Here is a 17,270-nt window from a genome sequence, read left to right on the forward strand (position 1 = left end):
ATCTGAGCGGATCGACTCGACGTGAGGACAACGATGTTCCAACCACCCGGCGCGCGGCGCCGACCCGATCGACGCAGGGCTTCACGGCTCGCCGCCGGGGCCACGGCCCTCACCCTCGGTCTCGCCGCCGGGTGCGCCGGTGCCGGTGCGGTCGGAGGCGACGGGGAGCAGATCGTCGTCGCCATCGTCTCTAACCCGCAGATGCAGGACGCGATCTCCCTGCAGGACCACTTCCGGGCCGAGCACCCCGGAGTCGACGTCCGGTTCGTCAGCCTCCCCGAGAACGAGGCCCGCGCGAAGATCACCGCGTCCGTCGCGACCGGCGGCGGCGAGTTCGACGTCGTCATGATCTCCAACTACGAGACGCCCATGTGGGCCGAGAACGGGTGGATCGAGAACCTCCAGCCGTACGCCGACGCCACCGAGGGGTACGAGCCGGACGACTTCATCCCGAGCGTCCGCGAGGCACTCTCGGTCGACGGCGACCTCTACTCCGTGCCGTTCTACGGCGAGTCGTCGTTCCTCGCCTACCGGCAGGACCTCTTCGCCGAGCGTGGCCTGGAGATGCCGGACCGGCCCACCTGGGAGGACGTCCGCGAGCTGGCCGCCGAGCTCCACGACCCGGCCGAGGACTTCGCCGGCGTGTGCCTGCGCGGCCTGGCCGGTTGGGGTGAGGTCATGGCCCCGATGGGCACCGTCATCAACACGTTCGGCGGGCGCTGGTTCGACGAGGGCTGGAACGCGCAGCTCGACAGCCCGGAGGTCCGGGCCGCCGTCGAGACGTACGTCGACACCGTCCAGCAGTACGGCCAGCCCGGTGCGGCGACGTCCGGGTTCGGCGACTGCCTCACCCGGTTCTCCCAGGGCAACGCCGCCATGTGGTACGACGCGACCTCGATGGTCTCCAGCGTCGAGGACCCGGCGTCGTCCAACGTCGCCGGCGACGTCGGCTACGTCCCCGCGCCCGTCAGCGAGACCGACGCCGCCGGATGGCTCTACTCCTGGTCGCTCGCCATCCCCTCGACGAGCGAGCACAAGGACACCGCCTGGGACTTCGTGTCCTGGATGACCGACCAGGGCTACATCGAGCTGGTCGGCGAGGAGCTGTCCTGGGAGCGGGTGCCGCCCGGCAGCCGGCTCTCCACCTACGAGATCCCCGAGTACGCCGAGGTCTCCGAGGCGTACGCCGAGGCCACGCTGACCGCGATGGGCGAGGCGACGCAGCAGAACACGATGACCGAGCCGGTGCCGTACCCGGGCATCCAGTTCGTCGGCATCCCCGAGTTCCAGGACCTCGGCACCCGCGTGGGTCAGCAGATGTCGGCGGCGATCGCCGGGCAGCAGACGGTCGACGAGGCGCTCGACCAGGCCCAGTCCTTCGCCGAGACCGTCGCCGAGACGTACCAGGCCGGGTCCGACGCCGCGTCCACCACTGCCGGAGGCTCCTGATGACCACGCTCACCACCCAGGCCGCCAGCGCCCGTCGCGCACAGGAGCTGCGGGCCGCGCGCGACGGGCGCACCCTGAGCCGTGCCGAGCGCTGGCGACGCCGGGGCCCGCTGCTGCCCGCCCTGCTCTTCACGATCGTCGTCACGCAGATCCCGTTCCTCGTGACGATCTGGTACTCGCTGCACTCGCGCAACCTGCTGCGCCCCGACTCCGACCTGTTCGTCGGCTTCGCCAACTACGGCGACATCGTCAGCGACTCGACCTTCCGCGGGGCGGCGGTGAACTCGGTCGTCATCACGCTCGGGTGCGTGCTGGTCGCGATGGTCCTGGGCATCGTGCTGGCGCTGCTCCTCGACCGGCCGTTCCGGGGGCGCGGCGTGGCCCGGACGCTGCTCATCACACCGTTTCTCATCATGCCTGTCGCCAGCTCGGTGCTCTGGTCGATGGCGATGCTCAACCCGACGTACGGCCTGTTCAACTGGACGTTGGGCCTGGTGGGGATCGACCCGGTCGACTGGACGTCGACCTACCCGATCGTCGCGATCCTCATGGCGCTCGTGTGGCAGTGGACGCCGTTCATGATGCTGCTGGTCCTCGCCGGCCTCCAGGCGCAGCCGAAGGACGTCCTCGAGGCGGCGTCGGTCGACGGCGCCGGTCCGTGGCGCACGTTCACCTGGATCACCATGCCGCACCTGCGCCGCTACGTGGAGCTGGGCGTGCTGCTCGGGATCATCTACGTGGTCAACACGTTCGACCAGATCTACCTCATGACGGCGGGCGGGCCCGGCACAGCGAGCGCGAACCTGCCCTTCTACATCTACCAGCGCGCGTTCCTCGGCTTCGACGTCGGGCAGGCCGCCGCGATGGGTGTGGTCGTCGTGATCGCCACGATCTTCGTCGCGATGGCCGCGCTGCGCCTCATCTTCCGCAGCTTTGACGTCAAGGAGCGCTCATGACCACCACCGCACCGGCCACGACCGCCCCGAGGGCCGCCGCTCCCGGCGGTGTGCGGCGACCTCGCCGCCGGACCGCAGGCACGCTCCTGACGGCGCTCACCTGGATCCTGGCCATCGGGTTCTTCTTCCCCGTGGCCTGGATGGCGATGACGGCCTTCAAGCAGGAGAGCCAGGCGTCGTCGAACCCGCCCACGTTCTTCTTCGAGCCCACGCTCGACCAGTTCCGTGCCGTGGTCGGCGAGTCGGGCACCTACGTGGCCAACTCGCTCATCGCGACCGGGGTCTCGACGCTGCTCGTGCTGCTCCTCGGCATCCCGGCGGCCTACGCCCTGTCGATCCGGCCGGTGGAGAAGGTCGGTGACGTGCTGTTCTTCTTCATCTCGACGAAGATGCTGCCCGTCGTGGCCGTCATCGTCCCGATCTACGTCATCGCGGGGCAGCTGAAGGTCCTCGACAACATCTGGACGCTCGTGGTGCTCTACACGGCGATGAACCTGCCGATCGCCGTGTGGATGATGCGCTCGTTCCTCCAGGAGGTACCCGCCGAGGTCCTCGAGGCGGCGTCGGTGGACGGCGCCAGCCTGCTGCGGACGATGCGGTCCGTCCTGCTGCCGATGGTCGCGCCGGGCATCGCGGCGACCGCTCTCATCTGCGTGATCTTCGCGTGGAACGAGTTCTTCTTCGCGCTCAACCTCACGGCGTCGCAGGCGGCGACCGTGCCGATCTTCATCGTCTCGACGATGACGAGCGAGGGCCTGTTCCTGGCCCGGCTGTGCGCCGCGGCGCTGCTGGCGTCGCTGCCGGTCATCATCGCTGGGTGGATCGCGCAGAAGCAGCTCGTGCGCGGCCTGTCGATGGGCGCCATCAAGTAGCCGGCGGGTCCTCCCGCGGGGCGAGGAGGAGGTCGGCGAGGGCTTCGAGGCGGCGGGTCGGCGGCGCGGGCTCACCCGCGCCGCGGGCCGGCCGCTCGAGCAGGTCCGCCCGCCCTGCGGCGTCCTCGGCGGAGATCAGCAGGTCGACGGCGGTGGGCATGTCGACGACGAACCGCAGCCCGAGGCTGTCGAGGATCCGGCCGAGCACGGCGCCGACCTCCGACCTGATGCGCCGGTGCTCGGTGAGGTACAGCTCGGCGACGACGGCGTCGCGCAGGGCGAGGAGCTCGAACTCTGCCGCCACGAGGCACCACTGCCGGCGCGCGCCGCCGTCGGGCCGCACGGCAGCCATCACCGTGCCGAGGGCGGCGCGGAAACCCTCCGGGGTGCCGATGCTGTCCGCGTCGAGGGTCTCGACGGCCTGCTCGAGCGCGCGGAGCTGACGTCTCGCGTCGCGCTGCATGAGCGCGACGAACAGCTCTTCCTTGGACGCGAAGTTGGAGTAGAAGGCGCCCCGCGTGAACCCGGCCGCCTCGCAGACGGCCTCGATGGACGTCGCCTGCATCCCGACCTCGGCGAACACGTCGAGCGCCGCGTCGAGCAGACGCTCCCGGGTGCGCTCGCGGCGCGGGGAACGCACGCTGGTGGCGTGCTCGGCGGTGGTCACGGCGAGGCCTCCTCGGTCTGGCGGTAGGTCCACTCTAGCCAATGCAGCGCTGTATCGGATACATTCCTGTATCGGATACAGTGCCGTATCGAACCGCCGTCTCGATCGCCCTGTCGTATGCCCCGGGAGCCCTCTGTGTCCTCCGTCCTGTACTCGCTCGGCCACTGGACCGTGGGCGCACGCCGCCTCGTCGTGATGGCCTGGCTCGGCATCCTCGTCGTCACCGGAGCAGCCGGCGCCTTCGTGTTCCAGGGGTTCGACAACTCCATCACCATCCCCGGCACCGAGTCGCAGCAGGCGCTCGACCAGCTCTCCGCGACCTTCCCCGAGGTGAGCGGGTCCTCGGCGCAGGTCGTGGTGGTCGCACCTGACGGGCAGGCCGTCTCCGACGACGCCGTCCGCGCCCCCGTGGAGCGCGCCGCGGACGAGATCGCCGAGCTGGACGAGGTCGCCGCCGTCGCGACGCCGTACGACGAGCAGGCGTCCTCGCCCGTCAGCGACGACGAGACCGCCACGATCCTCACGGTCCAGCTCGACGGCGACGCGATGTCCGTCAGCGACGCGACCAAGGACGACCTGACCGAGATCACCGACGAGCTCGCGAGCGCGCTGCCCGCCGACTCCCGCGCCGAGCTCGGCGGCGAGTTGTTCGCCACCGAGCTGCCGCACCTGAGCATCGTCGAGGCCGTCGGCGTCGTCGTCGCCCTCGTCGTGCTGCTGTTCACCCTGGGCTCGTTCGTCGCCGCCGGACTGCCGCTGGTCAACGCGCTGCTCGGCGTCGGCGTGTCGATGCTGCTGCTCCTGGCGGCCACCGTGTTCGGCCCGATCAACTCCACGACGCCGATGCTCGGGCTGATGCTCGGCCTCGCCGTCGGCATCGACTACGCGCTGTTCATCGTCTCGCGGCACCAGGAACAGCTCCAGGACGGCGTCGAGCTGCGCGAGTCCATCGCCCGTGCGACCGCCACCGCCGGGTCGGCCGTGATCTTCGCGGGGCTCACGGTCATGATCGCGCTGGTCGGCCTGGGCGTCGCGGGCATCCCGTTCCTCACCGTGATGGGCGTGGCGGCGGCCGCCGCCGTCGGCATCGCCGTCCTGGTCTCCCTCACGCTGCTGCCCGCCCTGCTCGCCATGGCGGGGGACCGGCTGCGCCCGCGTGCGAGGAAGCGTCGCGGCACGCGCTCCGGCACCCAGCAGAACCGGTTCTTCGCCGGCTGGGTCCGGGGCGTCACCCGCGCACCGATCGTGACGATCGTCATCGTCGTCGTCGCCCTCGGCGCGCTCACGCTGCCCGCGGCGAACCTGCGCCTCGCGCTGCCCGACGCCGGGTACCTCCCCGAGGACACGTCGGCCCGCCAGACGTACGACCTGGTCAGCGAGCACTTCGGCGACGGCTTCAACGGGCCGCTCATCGTGACGGGCTCGATCATCACCAGCACCGACCCGGTCGGGCTGATGGACGACCTCGCCGCCGAGATCGAGGACCTGCCCGGCGTCGCGGACGTCCCCTTGGCGACGCCGAACCAGTCGGCGGACACCGGCATCATCCAGGTCGTGCCCGAGGGCGCGCCGGACTCGGAGGAGACGAAGGCACTGGTCGCGGAGATCCGCGGCCTGCACGACCACTTCCTCGACGAGTACGGCGTCGACCTCGCCGTCACCGGCTTCACCGCCGTGGGCATCGACGTCTCCGACAAGCTGGGGGACGCGCTGGTGCCGTTCGGGCTCGTGGTGGTAGGGCTCTCGCTGCTGCTGCTGACGATGGTGTTCCGGTCGGTCTGGGTGCCGGTCAAGGCCACCCTCGGCTATCTGCTGAGCGTGGGCGCGGCGTTCGGCGCGGTGGCCCTCGTCTTCGAGAACGGCGTCTTCGCCGAGGCCCTGAACGTCACCAAGCTCGGCCCGGTGATCAGCTTCATGCCGATCATCCTCATGGGAGTGCTGTTCGGGCTGGCGATGGACTACGAGGTGTTCCTGGTCTCGCGCATCCGTGAGGACTTCGTCCACAACGGCGGCCGGGCGCGCCAGGCGATCCTGACCGGGTTCCAGGGGTCGGCCAAGGTCGTCACCGCCGCGGCGATCATCATGTTCAGCGTGTTCGTGGCGTTCGTGCCCGAGGGCGACATGACGCTCAAGGCGATCGCGCTCGGGCTGGCGGTCGGGGTCGCCGTCGACGCGTTCGTGGTGCGCATGGTCCTCGTGCCGGCGGTGCTGGCGCTGCTCGGGGACAAGGCGTGGTGGATGCCGCGCTGGCTCGACCGAGCCCTGCCGACCTTCGACGTCGAGGGCGAGGGCCTCGCCAAGGAGCTGCGGCTGGCCCCGTGGCCCGGCGCGCACCCCGACGGCCGGGAGAGCGCGGTCGCCGTGCGCGACCTCGAGGTGAGCGGCCCCCGTGGACCAGGCCTGGGTGACCCGCCGCTCGTCGGCCCGGTCAGCGTCCGGGTGCCCGACGGCGGCGCGCTCGCCGTGCACGGTGACGCTGCGGCACCGGTCAACGCGTTCCTCCTGGCCGTCGCCGGGCGGATCCACCCGGATGCGGGCGCGGCCAAGGTCGCCGGGCTGGTGCTGCCCGAGCGGGCGCCGGCGGTGCGCTCCCGGGTCGCCGTCGTCGACGCCGTGACGGAGCACGGCCGGCCGGCCGACGCCGTGGGGACCGCCGTGCGCGAGGGCGCCGGGATCGTGGTGGTCGACCGCACGGACGTGGTCGCGGACCGCCCGGCGCGGGCCGCCCTGGCCGCGGCGCTCACGGCGGCGCACGGCTCCGGTGTGACGCTCCTGGTGGGCGCGACCGGCGTCGCCGCGACCGACCTGCTGCCGGCGGGCACCCCGGTGCTCGACGTGGGCGCCGGCTGGGGTGCGGCGGCGACGCTGCACGGCGGTGAGGTGCCACCACCGGTGCCCCGGCAGGATCCCGCCGGCACCGACACCGACACCGAGACCACCGACACCGACACCGACACGACCGACGTCACCACCGAGGAGGTGCGGGCATGAACCGCGTCAAGCAGAACCCCTGGGCGATCGTGCTGGTCGCGCTCCTGCCCGTGCTGGTGCTCGGCATCCTGCTGGCCGCCCTGTGGAACCCGATGGACCGGCTCGACACGGTGCCGGCGGCGATCGTCAACAACGACGAGCCGGTCGAGGTGGATGGCCAGACCGCACCGCTCGGGCGGCAGCTCGCGGCGGGGCTCGTGGACGGCGGCACGGAGGACGCGGACGGCTCCGACGTCAACTACGACTGGACCGTCACCGACGCCGAGCACGCCACCGAGGGCCTCGCCGACGGCACGTACGCCGCGGTGGTGACGATCCCGGAGGAGTTCTCCGCGGCGGCGACGTCGTTCGGCGGGGACGACGCCGCGGACGCCCGCCAGGCGACGATCGGCATCACGACGCCGCCGGGCGGCCGGGTCGTCGACGACGCGCTGGCACGGGTGGTGGCGACGGCCGCGACGTCGGTGATGGGATCGACGCTCACCGAGACGTACCTGGACAACGTGCTCGTCGGGTTCAACGAGCTCTCCGACGGCATCGGCGAGGCCGCGGACGGTGCGGGCGAGCTCGCCTCGGGCGCGGACGATGCGGCGTCCGGCGCGGACGACCTGTCCGACGGCGCCGGCCAGCTCGCCGACGGGGCCGACCAGCTCGCCGGCGGAGCCCGCGAGGCGGCAGGCGGCGCGAGCGAGCTCGCCGGTGGTGCGGACCAGGTGGCCGACGGCGCGAGCGGGCTCTCCCGGGGTGCCTCGCAGCTCGCCGACGGGGCCGGGCAGGTCGCGGACGGCGTCGACGGCATCACCGGCGGGATCGTCGAGAGCGCGCGGGGCGCCGACGACCTGGCCGCCGGGGGCTACCAGCTGGCGGACGGTGCGGACGAGCTCGCTGCGGGTACGGAGGAGCTGGCCGAGCAGGTCGGCGGGATCGAGAGCAGCGTGCCCGGCTCTGGCGAGATCCAGGCGGGCCTCGACCAGATCGAGCAGAGGCTCGGGGGCAGCAGCGCCGTCGTCGGGGGGGTCCTTGAGGACGCCTCGGCCGCGCTCGGATGCGGCACCGACGAGGTGCTCGACCCGGACGCCTGCGCACAGATCTCCACAGCGCAGTCCACGCTCGCCGGCGCGTCCAAGGACTTCACCGACGAGTTCACCTCGGTGTCGAAGGAGATCATGAAGGCCCGCGGTCAGCTCACCGAGCTGGCTCAAGGAACTCAGGACCTCGCCGACGGTGCCGGCGATCTCGCCACCGGCACGCGAGGGATCGCCGACGGCACGGCCGAGCTCGGCGACGGGCTCCACCAGCTCGCCGACGGCAACCGGAAGGTGGCATCGGGCGCGTCAGGCGTCGCGACCGGCACGGACGAGCTCGCGACGGGCGCCGCGCAACTCACGTCCGGCGCCTCGGGGATCTCTGCCGGCGCGTCCGGCCTGGCCGACGGCGTCGGTCAGCTCGGGACGGGCGTCGACGAGCTCGCCACGGGCACCGACGGGATCGCCGACGGAGTGTCCGGCCTGGCCGACGGCGTCGACCAGCTCGCCGGGGGCGCGGACGACCTGGCCGGTGGTCTCGACGAGGCCGCCGACGGCATCCCGACCTACTCGGACGGGGATCGGGAGAACCTCGCGTCGGTCGTGGCGGACCCGGTCGCTGCACCGGGGGTGGACGACCTGTCGACCGGTGCGACCGGGCCGCTGTTCGCCGTCGTCGCCCTGTGGCTCGGTGCTCTCGGGCTGCTGACGATCCTGCCGCCCGTCGCGGGGCGCGCGCTCGGCTCGACGCGGTCCGCGCTGCGCCTCACGCTGGGGGTCCTCGCCGCACCCGTGGCGGTCGGCGCCGGGACGGGTGCCGCCGTCGGCGCCGTCCTCGCCGGGGTGGAGGGACTCTCGCCGGCCGGGTGGGTCGGCACGATCCTGCTCGGGGCGCTGGTGTCGATCGCCTTCGTGGCGGTGCACCTGGGCTTCCTCGCGTGGCTGGGGAACCTCGGCCGGGGGATCAGCCTGCTGATCGCCGTGCTCATGATCGGCACGGGGGTGGTGGCGACCGTGCCGGACGTGCTGGTCTCCGTGGCGGACGCGCTGCCGACCGGGGCGGCTCGCGACGCGCTCGCGGCCGCCGTCGTGCCCGAGGTCGGTGGGCTCGGCGGGGCGCTGACGTGGGTGGTGCTGTGGGGCCTGGTGGGCCTCGGTCTCGGCGTCGGGGCTGCGGCTCGGGCGCGGCGCACGCGCGTCGCGGCCCTGCTGCGGGCCTGACTCAGCAGTGCACCCGCGGGAGCTCGTGCACGAGCTCCCGCGGGGCGACGCCGCCGGCCTGCGTGACCTGCTGCCAGCGCGCGACGAGGGCCGCGTCGGCCTGCCAGCGCGCCGATCGGTCGAGGTGGCCCACCTGGCGGTAGGCGAGCAGCGTGGGCAGGTCGTGACTCAGTGCCCAGTGGACCGCTGCGTGCACGTCGTCGGGCGTCGGATGTCTCATCACCGTCTTGGGAGTGCCGACGACCGGATTCATGACGTGGGTTTGGTCACATTTCTTCGAAGCGCTTCGCCGAGGTGCCTCCGGCGCGCCGGGCGCGCGCCTCGCGGCAGGTTCCGCCACACTCCCACCATGGACCTGAAGCGCGCCCGCGAGACGAAGGAACAGCTCACCGCCTACGCCCGTGACCTGGCCGAGCGCTACGGGGTGGTCGCCAGCACGCAGGCCGCCGACTGCACACCGGCGGACGCGGTCCGCGCCCCCACCCTCGCGATCGGCATCGCGCCGTCGACGGAGCCGGGCGGCTACGAGATCGCGGTGCGCTACCGCCTGGGTGTGCCTGCGGCGCGCGCCGTCGTTCGCCGGGTGGCGGCGGAGGCCGGCCCCGCACCGGACGTGCGCCGCACCGGGCGCATCCGGCGCCTCGGCCCGGGCCGGCGGGGCAGCGTGCGGGCCGACGTGCTCGAGCCGCAGCCGCCGGTCGTCACAGCCCTCGCCGAGGGGGAGACGGGCCGCGTCCGCCCCCTGCGCCCCGGGGTGTCGCTCGCGCACGTCGACGTCACGGCGGGCACGCTGGGCGGGTTCGTCGTCGCGGACCCCGACCGGTCCGGCGACGACGCCCCGCAACTGCCCGGCGGTGCCGACGCGCTGTACGCACTGTCCAACCGGCACGTGCTCGACGGCGTCCCGGGCGACGGCGTGCTGCAGCCCGGCCCCGCGGACGGCGGCACGGACCCCGCCGACCGGGTCGGCACGGTCGCGGCCGTCGTGCCGCTCGCCCGCGGTGAGCGGGCCTCGGTCGACGCGGCCGTCGCGCTGCTCGACGACCCGCAGGTGGACCTCGACTACCCCGTGGGCCGGGTCACGACGACGGCGGAGGCGGTGCCGGGCGACGAGGTCGCCAAGATCGGTCGCACCACGGGGCACACCCACGGGCGGGTCTCCGCGATCGAGATGGACGACGTGCTGGTCGGCTACGGCCCGGAGCTGGGCGTGCTCGCGTTCGACGGCCAGATCGAGGTCGAGTCCACCGGCCCGGGGCCGTTCTCGCGCGGTGGCGACTCGGGCTCGCTCGTGTACCGGGCCGACGGCGTCGCGCTCGGGCTGCTCTTCGCGGGTTCCGAGACCGGTGGCCCGGACGGGACCGGGCTGACGTACGTCAACCCGGTCGACGCGGTGTTCAGCGCGCTGGGTGTGCGGCTGCGCTGATCTGGCAGACGCCTCGCGGCGCGACGCGCCTCTCGTCGAGAGTTCGGCGTGTCGACCGCGCGTGCGAGCGTGGGGCACTCGCTCCATAACCGGTCGTTTGTGCATTCGCTCCATGCGCAGGAGGCAGGCCGGTGAGGAGCAGGAGCAGCACGGAACGTTATAACGATTAGATAACGGTCATCTTTGCCCGTGTAGCCCAGGCGAGGCTGCCGGCGAAGACATGTGTAGAACGACGACCAGTGCCCTTCGACGCCGGGCCGGCCCCGACGGCAGGCCCAGCGTCGGTGCGGACGCCGAGACCGCATCGCCGACGCAGACACGCAAATATGCCACCACACGCCATTCTCTCGGAAGCCAATGGCGTCAAACCTCTTGCGTCCACAATATCAACTCGCTTCTGGTCTCGACCTCGACAACTCCCTCATTATATGGATAGCGTGAGGGTGCATCGCACGTTGACGATCGGAGAGCAAGCCGTGCAGTACTCGAAGACTCTTCTCAGCGCACTCGCCACGGCGGCACTGGCTCTTACCATTTCTGCGCCCGCGGCTGGCGGGACCACTGAGTTCGCGAATGGGACGTCGAGCGAAACGGTCGATGACTGGCGCGATCTTCCCGTGGCCAAGGCCAATCCTAGCGTCGCGGAAGAAGTCATCACCTCGCTCCCTGAGGAGATCCAGCAATCCGACGTGCACATCGACGAGTCCTACGAGCCCGGCCAGTTGATCCTTGACACCGAGGGTGTGCCTATTGACGGACAGGACCTGACGACCCGTGCATGGCCCAACTGCACACTCCAGGCATGGGGGCCTCCCGGCAGCAACTGGGGGGCAACGTCAACGTGTGGCGTCGCTGTATTCGGCCATCGAGGGTACAATCACGGATACTCCTGGGCGCGATTTAGTGATACGTATGGGTGCGTACAGTTCAGGGGTTACAACTCTGCCAAGGCGCGGACCTGGTACACAGGTGGCTGCGGATCCTTTAACTCGGGCGTCTCGGTCCCGTGGGGCAACGTGCTTGGAAACCCTGCGGCACGTGCATACTCTCAGTCGTTTGCAACGGGCTGGTTGGTTGACTGGCAGGGCTAATGCGCCATCATACCGGCATCTGGAAGGTGACGATTGTGAATAAAGCTACGAAGTATAGTCTCATATATGGAAGTGTCGCCCTAGTTGTAGGAACTTTTCTTGAGCCTATATTCGCAGGGCAAATTTTCTTTGGATCTGGCAATCAAGGCGCTCTGGTATCAATTGCCATTGCGCTTCGATGGCCATTGATTTCGATAGGCGCCGCCGCCGTTGGCGCAGGAATCGTCATCCACGCGCTTTCGGGTGAAAATCACCGCGAGCACGAGTAGCCGGGCTGGCGGGAGTCTCAGAGGTGTTCTCACCAGCGTGATCGTCGGGTTCCTCGTTGGAGGTGGAGCAGGACGAGGGCTGCTGCGGTGATCTCGGTGAGGCGGTGCGGGTTGGTGGGCAGGCGTAGCGGGTGCCAGATCCCGATGTCGGCGCCTTGGTATCCGGCATCGGTGAGTATGGGCAGGCCGGCGGCGGCCGCGGGGTAGATCGCGGGCAGGACGAAGGCTCTGGCGGCGGTGATGTCGTGCGTCGAGCCCGGCGAGACCGGCGAGACCCGGAGCCCGCAGGACGATGACGTCGACAGCCTCGTGCAGGTACCGGTAGGCCGTCGCCATCGAGATCCCCGCATCACGAGCCAGCAGGCGCAGGCGCGCGCCTTCCTTGAACCAGCGCAGCACCAGCAGCGCCTGAGTGCGCGTGGTCGCGGCGCGCTGCCACGGGCGGATGTCGCCGTCGGTGTCGGCGCAGCTGGCCACCCGGTTCTACCGGAGAGACCCAGGACGTGAACGCCGAACCCCGTCGGGGATCGGGCGCGGCCGCTCGACGCACCGGCTCACGCCCAACGGGGAACCGGGGACCGGGCCTCGCCCAGGGGGACGAACACGCTGTACCGGTCGCCCCGGTAGGAGAAGCGCGAGTGGACCAGCGGTACGTCCGCGGCGTACGTGCGCCGTTCGATCCGCATGACGGCGTGCGTGGTGGTCATGGCGAGCAGCCGCCGCTCTGAGTCGGTCGCGTCCGCGGCGCTGATGGTCTCCTCGCCGCCGGTCGGCACGTGCCCCCGGTCGCGCAAGGCCTGGTCCAGGGACTCGGGTACGCCGTCGTCGAGAAGGTCGGGGGCGAGCTGCGCCGGGATCCAGGCGTCCTCGACGGCCCAGGGCTCGGCGTCCGCCGTCCGGACCCGCAGCACCCGGTGGGCGGGCTCGCCGACGGCGAGGGCGAGGAGCTCTGCGACGGCGGCGGGGCACGGCGTCGTGCGGGCCTGCAGCACCTGGGACGCGGGGGTCATGCCGCGGCGACGCACCTCCTCGCCGAACGTGGTCAGCCGCATCTCGAGGTCGGCCCGCGGGGCCGCGACGAAGGTGCCGCGGCCCTGGGCGCGCTCGAGGACGCCCTCGACGACGAGGGCGTCGATCGCCTGGCGCACGGTGCTGCGCGAGACGCCGAGCTGCCGGGTCAGCTCCCGTTCCGAGGGGACGGCGTCGCCCACCGTGAGCTCGCGGGCGACGAGGTCCGCCAGGTAGGAGCGCACCGCGACGTACTTCTGGCTCACCGGTCGCCGAGCTCGAGGAGAAGGTCGCCGGCGGACACCTCGGTGCCGGGCAGCGCGCTGAGCCGGACGTCCTCGACGGTGGCCTCGAGCAGCACGACGGGGCACACGGCGGACAGTCCGCGCTCCCGGACGGCGGCCGGGTCCCACTCCAGGAGCAGGTCGCCGGCGCGGACCGTGTCGCCCTCGGCGACGTGCACGGTGAACCCCTCGCCGGCGAGCCGGACGGTGTCGATGCCGAGGTGGACCAGGACCGCCTGGCCGCCGGGGGACTGCACCACGCAGGCGTGCGGGTGCAGCTTCACGAGGCGGCCGCCCAGCGGCGCGACGACTCGCCCGTCGGAGCCTTCACCGGGCTCGACGGCGGTGCCGGGGCCGACCATCCCCTCGGCGAACACGGGGTCGGGCACGTCGGCCACGGGCACGACGGTCCCGCTGACGGGCGAGCGGACGAGCAGGGGCATGGTTCTCCTGGCGTGTGGTCCAGCGGCGTGCCGGATATTGACACAGGGTGCCGCATCGACCACTGTGCGAGCCAACGGTCCTGCTTGCGCGTCGGACGACGCCACCCGGGGCGTACGGAGGTCAATGTCGATGAGCACGACTCTCACCGGTGCACCGGTCAGCCCCGGCCGCGCCGCGGGCCCTGCCGTCACCATGCCCGACCCGGTGCCCGAGCCCCGGACGACCCGCCTGGCGAGCGACGACGTCGAGGCCGCCGTCGAGCACCTCACCGCGGCCGCGGCCGCCGTGCGCGACGACCTCACCGACCGCGCGGGCCAGGTCACCGGGACGGCCGCCGACCTGCTGTCCGTCACGGCGGCGATCGCGGCGGACCCGACGCTGGCCGCCGACGCCGAACGACTCGTCCGGGCCGACCACCTCACCCCGGAGCGCGCGGTCTGGGACGCCGCCCGAGCGCTGGTCAAGCAGCTCGAGAAGCTCGGTCCGCCGCTGTCCGAGCGCGCCCGCGACGTGCGCGACGTCCGCGACCGGATCGTGGCGGAGCTCATCGGGGTGCGGCCGCCCGGCGTCCCGCGGCCCGGCCACCCGTTCGTCCTGGTGGCCGACGACCTCGCACCCGCGGACACCGCGACGCTCGACCCCGCCGTCGTCCTCGGCGTCGTCACGAGCGGCGGCGGACCGACGTCGCACACCGCGATCCTCGCCCGCGCGCTCGGCATCCCGGCCGTGGTGGCGGTCCGTGGCGCGGCGAAGATCAGCGACGGCGAGACGGTGCTGCTGGACGGGGGCGCCGGCGTCGTCGTCCTCGACCCCGCGCCGGACACGGTGGCCGCCGCGCAGCAGCGCGAGGCAACCCGGCGAGCCTTCGGCGGCCGCGGGCGTACCGCCGACGGCACCCGCGTGGAGCTGATGGCGAACGTGGCAGACCCGGCCGGGGCGCAGGCCGCGATCGAGGCCGCGGCCGAGGGCGTCGGACTGTTCCGCACCGAGTTCTGCTTCCTGGGCCGCAGCTCGGAACCCTCGGTCGACGAGCAGGTCGCCGCCTACCGCCGCGTCCTCTCGGCGTTCCCGCACCGCAAGGTCGTCGTGCGAACGCTCGACGCGGGCGCGGACAAACCGCTGCCCTTCGTCACGTCCGACGGCGAACCCAACCCTGCGCTCGGTGTGCGAGGACTGCGGACGGCGGCGGCCCGTCCCGGCGTGCTGGACCGTCAGCTCCAGGCGATCGCCACCGCCGCCGAGGCCGAGAACGCCGAGGTGTGGGTGATGGCGCCCATGGTCGCCACGGCCACCGAGACGGCCGAGTTCGTGGCGGCCTGCGCACGGCACGGCCTGGACACCGCGGGCGTGATGATCGAGGTGCCGGCCGCGGCGCTGCGCTCCGCCGACATCTTCGCCCGCGCAGCGTTCGGGAGCCTGGGCACCAACGACCTCATCCAGTACACGCTGGCCGCGGACCGCATGCTGGGCGAGCTCGCGGCGCTCTCGACGCCGTGGCAGCCCGCCGTGCTGGAGCTGGTCCGGCTCTCGTGCGAGGGGGCCGCCGCCCACGGCCGGCCCGTGGGGGTGTGCGGGGAGGCCGCTGCGGACGCCACGCTGGCCCCGGTGCTCGTCGGCCTGGGCGTGCGGTCGCTGTCCATGACCCCGCGGGCGCTCGCGGACGTCGCCGCGGTGCTCGCCGAGGTGACGCTCGACGAGTGCCGTGAGCTGGCCCGGGTGGCCCTGGCGGAGCACGACCCGGTCGCGGCCCGCAACGCCGTGCGCGACGCGATCCGCCCGGTGCTCACCGACCTGGGTCTGTGAGGAACTTCTCGAGGGCGTCGAGCGCGGTGCGCGCGACCTCCACGTCCGCCTGAGCGGCGCCGTCGGGCACATCGACCCGCAGCGTGACGTCGGTGCCGGCGTCGGCCCCGAGCGTCATGATCGCGAGGATGCTCGCTGCGTCGACGGGTGCGCCGTCGGCGCGGGCGATGCGCACGGGCACGGGCTGGGCGGCGGCGAGCCGGGCGAACTGCGCGGCGGGGCGGGCGTGCAGTCCCTCGGGGATCGCGACCACGGCGTGGCGTTCCATCCGCCCATCCTGCCCGAACCGGCGGCTCGGCGTGGCACGGGGGCTGCCGCGCAGCCTTCCTACGGAGTGGGCGCGCCGAACCACCTCGCCAGCGCCCCGGCGAGGTCGTGCTGGTCGGACCCGGCCCAGGCGATGTGCCCGTCCGGGCGGAGAAGGACGGCGGGCTCGTCGAGCTCGTCGCTGGTGCCGACGACGAGCTCGACCCGGTCCGACCAGCCGTCGGCGGTCAGCACGCCCGTCTGGTCGAGCAGCAGCCCGCGTCCGTCGTGCATGTGCTCGTAGAGACGCCCGCCCTCGAGGCGAACGTCGCGTTGGCGGGTGCCGAGGCGGGCGGGCCCGTCGCCGAGGTCGTAGCGGACTCCGAGGGCAGTGATCTTCTCGATCAGGTGCCGGCTCACCTCCTCGAAGTCCATCAGCTCGGTGAGCAGGCGACGGACGGCCTGGGGCCCTGCTTCGGTGGAGAGCAGGGTGGACTGTGCCCGGGTGTTGGTGAGCACGTCGGCCGCGACCGGGTGTCTCTCGGCGTGATAGCTGTCCAGCAGGCCGTCGGGAGCCCAGCCGTCGAGGGTGGCGGCGAGCTTCCAGCCGAGGTTGAACGCGTCCTGGATGCCGAGGTTGAGGCCCTGCCCGCCCAAGGGCGGATGTACGTGCGCCGCGTCGCCGGCGAGAAGCACGCGTCCGCTGCGGTAGCGCTCGGCCAGTCGCGTGGCGTCGCCGAACCGGGAGAGCCAGCGCGGGCTGTGCACGCCGAAGTCGGTGCCGGCGACGGCCCGCAGCTGCCGGCGGACCTCGTCGAGCGTCGGGGGAGCGGTACGGTCCTCGGCGACGTCGGCGGCGGGCACGACGACGCGGTGCAGCGCGTCGCCGGACGGCCCGACGCCGAACCCGCGCTGGGTCTCGCGGACCTCGGCGACGACCGCGGCCACCTCCTCCGCCGGCGCGGTCACCTCCATCTCGCCCGTCAGCCACTCGGTGGTGGGCGGCTCTCCCGGGAAGGCGACGCCGAGGAGCCGGCGCACCGTGCTCCGTCCTCCGTCGCAACCGACCAGGTAGCGGGCTCGCACCTGGTTCCCGTCGGCCAGGTCCACCGTGACGCCGTCGTCGTCCTGCGCCAGGCCGACCACCTCGCAGCCGCGGCGGATCTCGGCGCCGAGCTCGATGGCCCGTTCGGTCAGGAGCCGGTCGGTGAGCGGCTGGGGGATGCCGAGGACGTAGCCGTGCGCCGTGTCGAGGGAAGTGGGCCACGGTTTGTCGATCCCGGCGAAGTGCCCGGCGCCGGGGAACTGTCGCCCGTGGGCCAGGAATCGGTCGAGCAGCCCGCGCTGGTCGAGGATCTCGATGCTCCGCGCGTGCAGCCCGAGCGCTCGCACCTGCGGGGTGGGCTCCGTGTTCTTCTCGAGGACGGTCACCCGGGCCTCGTGCAGGCGTAGCTCGCTCGCCAGCATCATGCCGGTCGGTCCGCCGCCGACGACGATGACGTCGATCATGTGGTCCCC

Annotated in this window: 13 protein-coding genes and 1 pseudogene; 7 read left to right on the plus strand and 7 right to left on the minus strand. The window is 72.4% G+C overall.

The genetic code is table 11. From position 1 onward, the window contains the following. The first annotated feature begins 33 nt into the window (after nt 1–33). The 3 genes from ACWAT2_RS04560 to ACWAT2_RS04570 are packed head-to-tail and all read left to right on the plus strand — an operon-like array spanning nt 34 to nt 3,277. On the plus strand, nt 34–1,449 hold the full coding sequence (locus tag ACWAT2_RS04560) for an ABC transporter substrate-binding protein (protein WP_402373345.1): 1,416 nt from the start codon (nt 34–36) through the stop codon (nt 1,447–1,449). Continuing rightward, entirely contained in the window at nt 1,449–2,405 is a 957-nt protein-coding gene (locus ACWAT2_RS04565) for a carbohydrate ABC transporter permease (protein ID WP_402373348.1), read from the plus strand. The genes ACWAT2_RS04560 and ACWAT2_RS04565 overlap by 1 nt, the downstream gene beginning before the upstream one ends. After that, a complete protein-coding gene (locus ACWAT2_RS04570; RefSeq protein WP_402373351.1) occupies nt 2,402–3,277 on the plus strand; it encodes a carbohydrate ABC transporter permease in 876 nt (291 codons plus the stop codon). The genes ACWAT2_RS04565 and ACWAT2_RS04570 overlap by 4 nt, the downstream gene beginning before the upstream one ends. Here ACWAT2_RS04570 and ACWAT2_RS04575 read toward each other — a convergent pair. Further along, nucleotides 3,270–3,944, minus strand: coding sequence for a TetR/AcrR family transcriptional regulator (locus ACWAT2_RS04575; RefSeq protein WP_402373354.1), 675 nt, complete (start codon nt 3,942–3,944; stop codon nt 3,270–3,272). The genes ACWAT2_RS04570 and ACWAT2_RS04575 overlap by 8 nt on opposite strands. A gap of 135 nt (nt 3,945–4,079) precedes the next feature. Between ACWAT2_RS04575 and ACWAT2_RS04580 the strand changes: the two genes are divergently transcribed. Both ACWAT2_RS04580 and ACWAT2_RS04585 read left to right on the plus strand, forming a co-directional pair. Continuing rightward, a complete protein-coding gene (locus tag ACWAT2_RS04580) occupies nt 4,080–6,935 on the plus strand; it encodes an MMPL family transporter (RefSeq protein WP_402373356.1) in 2,856 nt (951 codons plus the stop codon). After that, the gene (locus ACWAT2_RS04585; protein ID WP_402373359.1) at nt 6,932–9,181 is read left to right on the plus strand and encodes a YhgE/Pip family protein; all 2,250 of its coding nucleotides are present in this window, start codon (nt 6,932–6,934) and stop codon (nt 9,179–9,181) included. The genes ACWAT2_RS04580 and ACWAT2_RS04585 overlap by 4 nt, the downstream gene beginning before the upstream one ends. Nucleotide 9,182: 1 nt before the next feature. Here the strand turns inward: ACWAT2_RS04585 and ACWAT2_RS04590 are convergent, their stop codons facing one another. After that, nucleotides 9,183–9,401, minus strand: coding sequence for a hypothetical protein (locus ACWAT2_RS04590; RefSeq protein ID WP_402373362.1), 219 nt, complete (start codon nt 9,399–9,401; stop codon nt 9,183–9,185). 129 nt (nt 9,402–9,530) lie between these two features. Here ACWAT2_RS04590 and ACWAT2_RS04595 point away from each other — a divergent pair, with 129 nt between their 5' ends. Beyond that, nucleotides 9,531–10,607 (plus strand): chymotrypsin family serine protease, encoded by a 1,077-nt coding sequence (locus tag ACWAT2_RS04595; RefSeq protein WP_402373364.1) that lies wholly within the window; start codon nt 9,531–9,533, stop codon nt 10,605–10,607. Nucleotides 10,608–11,996: 1,389 nt separating this feature from the next. On the opposite strand, the pseudogene ACWAT2_RS04600 reads toward ACWAT2_RS04595, so the two are convergent. The 3 genes and pseudogenes from ACWAT2_RS04600 to ACWAT2_RS04610 all read right to left on the minus strand — a co-directional run bounded on the left by ACWAT2_RS04600 (nt 11,997) and on the right by ACWAT2_RS04610 (nt 13,702). Next, nucleotides 11,997–12,444 (minus strand): annotated as a pseudogene (locus ACWAT2_RS04600) (helix-turn-helix domain-containing protein). A gap of 77 nt (nt 12,445–12,521) precedes the next feature. Next, nucleotides 12,522–13,241 carry a GntR family transcriptional regulator gene (locus tag ACWAT2_RS04605; protein ID WP_402373367.1) on the minus strand — a complete coding sequence of 240 codons (720 nt, stop codon included), beginning with the start codon at nt 13,239–13,241 and terminating at the stop codon, nt 12,522–12,524. After that, on the minus strand, nt 13,238–13,702 hold the full coding sequence (locus ACWAT2_RS04610; protein ID WP_402373370.1) for a PTS sugar transporter subunit IIA: 465 nt from the start codon (nt 13,700–13,702) through the stop codon (nt 13,238–13,240). The genes ACWAT2_RS04605 and ACWAT2_RS04610 overlap by 4 nt, the downstream gene beginning before the upstream one ends. Nucleotides 13,703–13,832: 130 nt before the next feature. Between ACWAT2_RS04610 and ptsP the strand changes: the two genes are divergently transcribed. Next, on the plus strand, nt 13,833–15,506 hold the full coding sequence (gene ptsP, locus ACWAT2_RS04615; protein WP_402373372.1) for a phosphoenolpyruvate--protein phosphotransferase: 1,674 nt from the start codon (nt 13,833–13,835) through the stop codon (nt 15,504–15,506). On the opposite strand, the gene ACWAT2_RS04620 is transcribed toward ptsP, so the two are convergent. Further along, nucleotides 15,487–15,774 carry an HPr family phosphocarrier protein gene (locus ACWAT2_RS04620; protein WP_402373375.1) on the minus strand — a complete coding sequence of 96 codons (288 nt, stop codon included), beginning with the start codon at nt 15,772–15,774 and terminating at the stop codon, nt 15,487–15,489. The two genes, ptsP and ACWAT2_RS04620, sit on opposite strands and share 20 nt — an antisense overlap. Nucleotides 15,775–15,833: 59 nt before the next feature. Continuing rightward, nucleotides 15,834–17,261, minus strand: a complete 1,428-nt coding sequence (rox, locus tag ACWAT2_RS04625; RefSeq protein ID WP_402373377.1) for a rifampin monooxygenase — start codon at nt 17,259–17,261, stop codon at nt 15,834–15,836. Nucleotides 17,262–17,270 lie beyond the last annotated feature (9 nt).

The organism is Isoptericola sp. GX10416 (assembly GCF_056590155.1).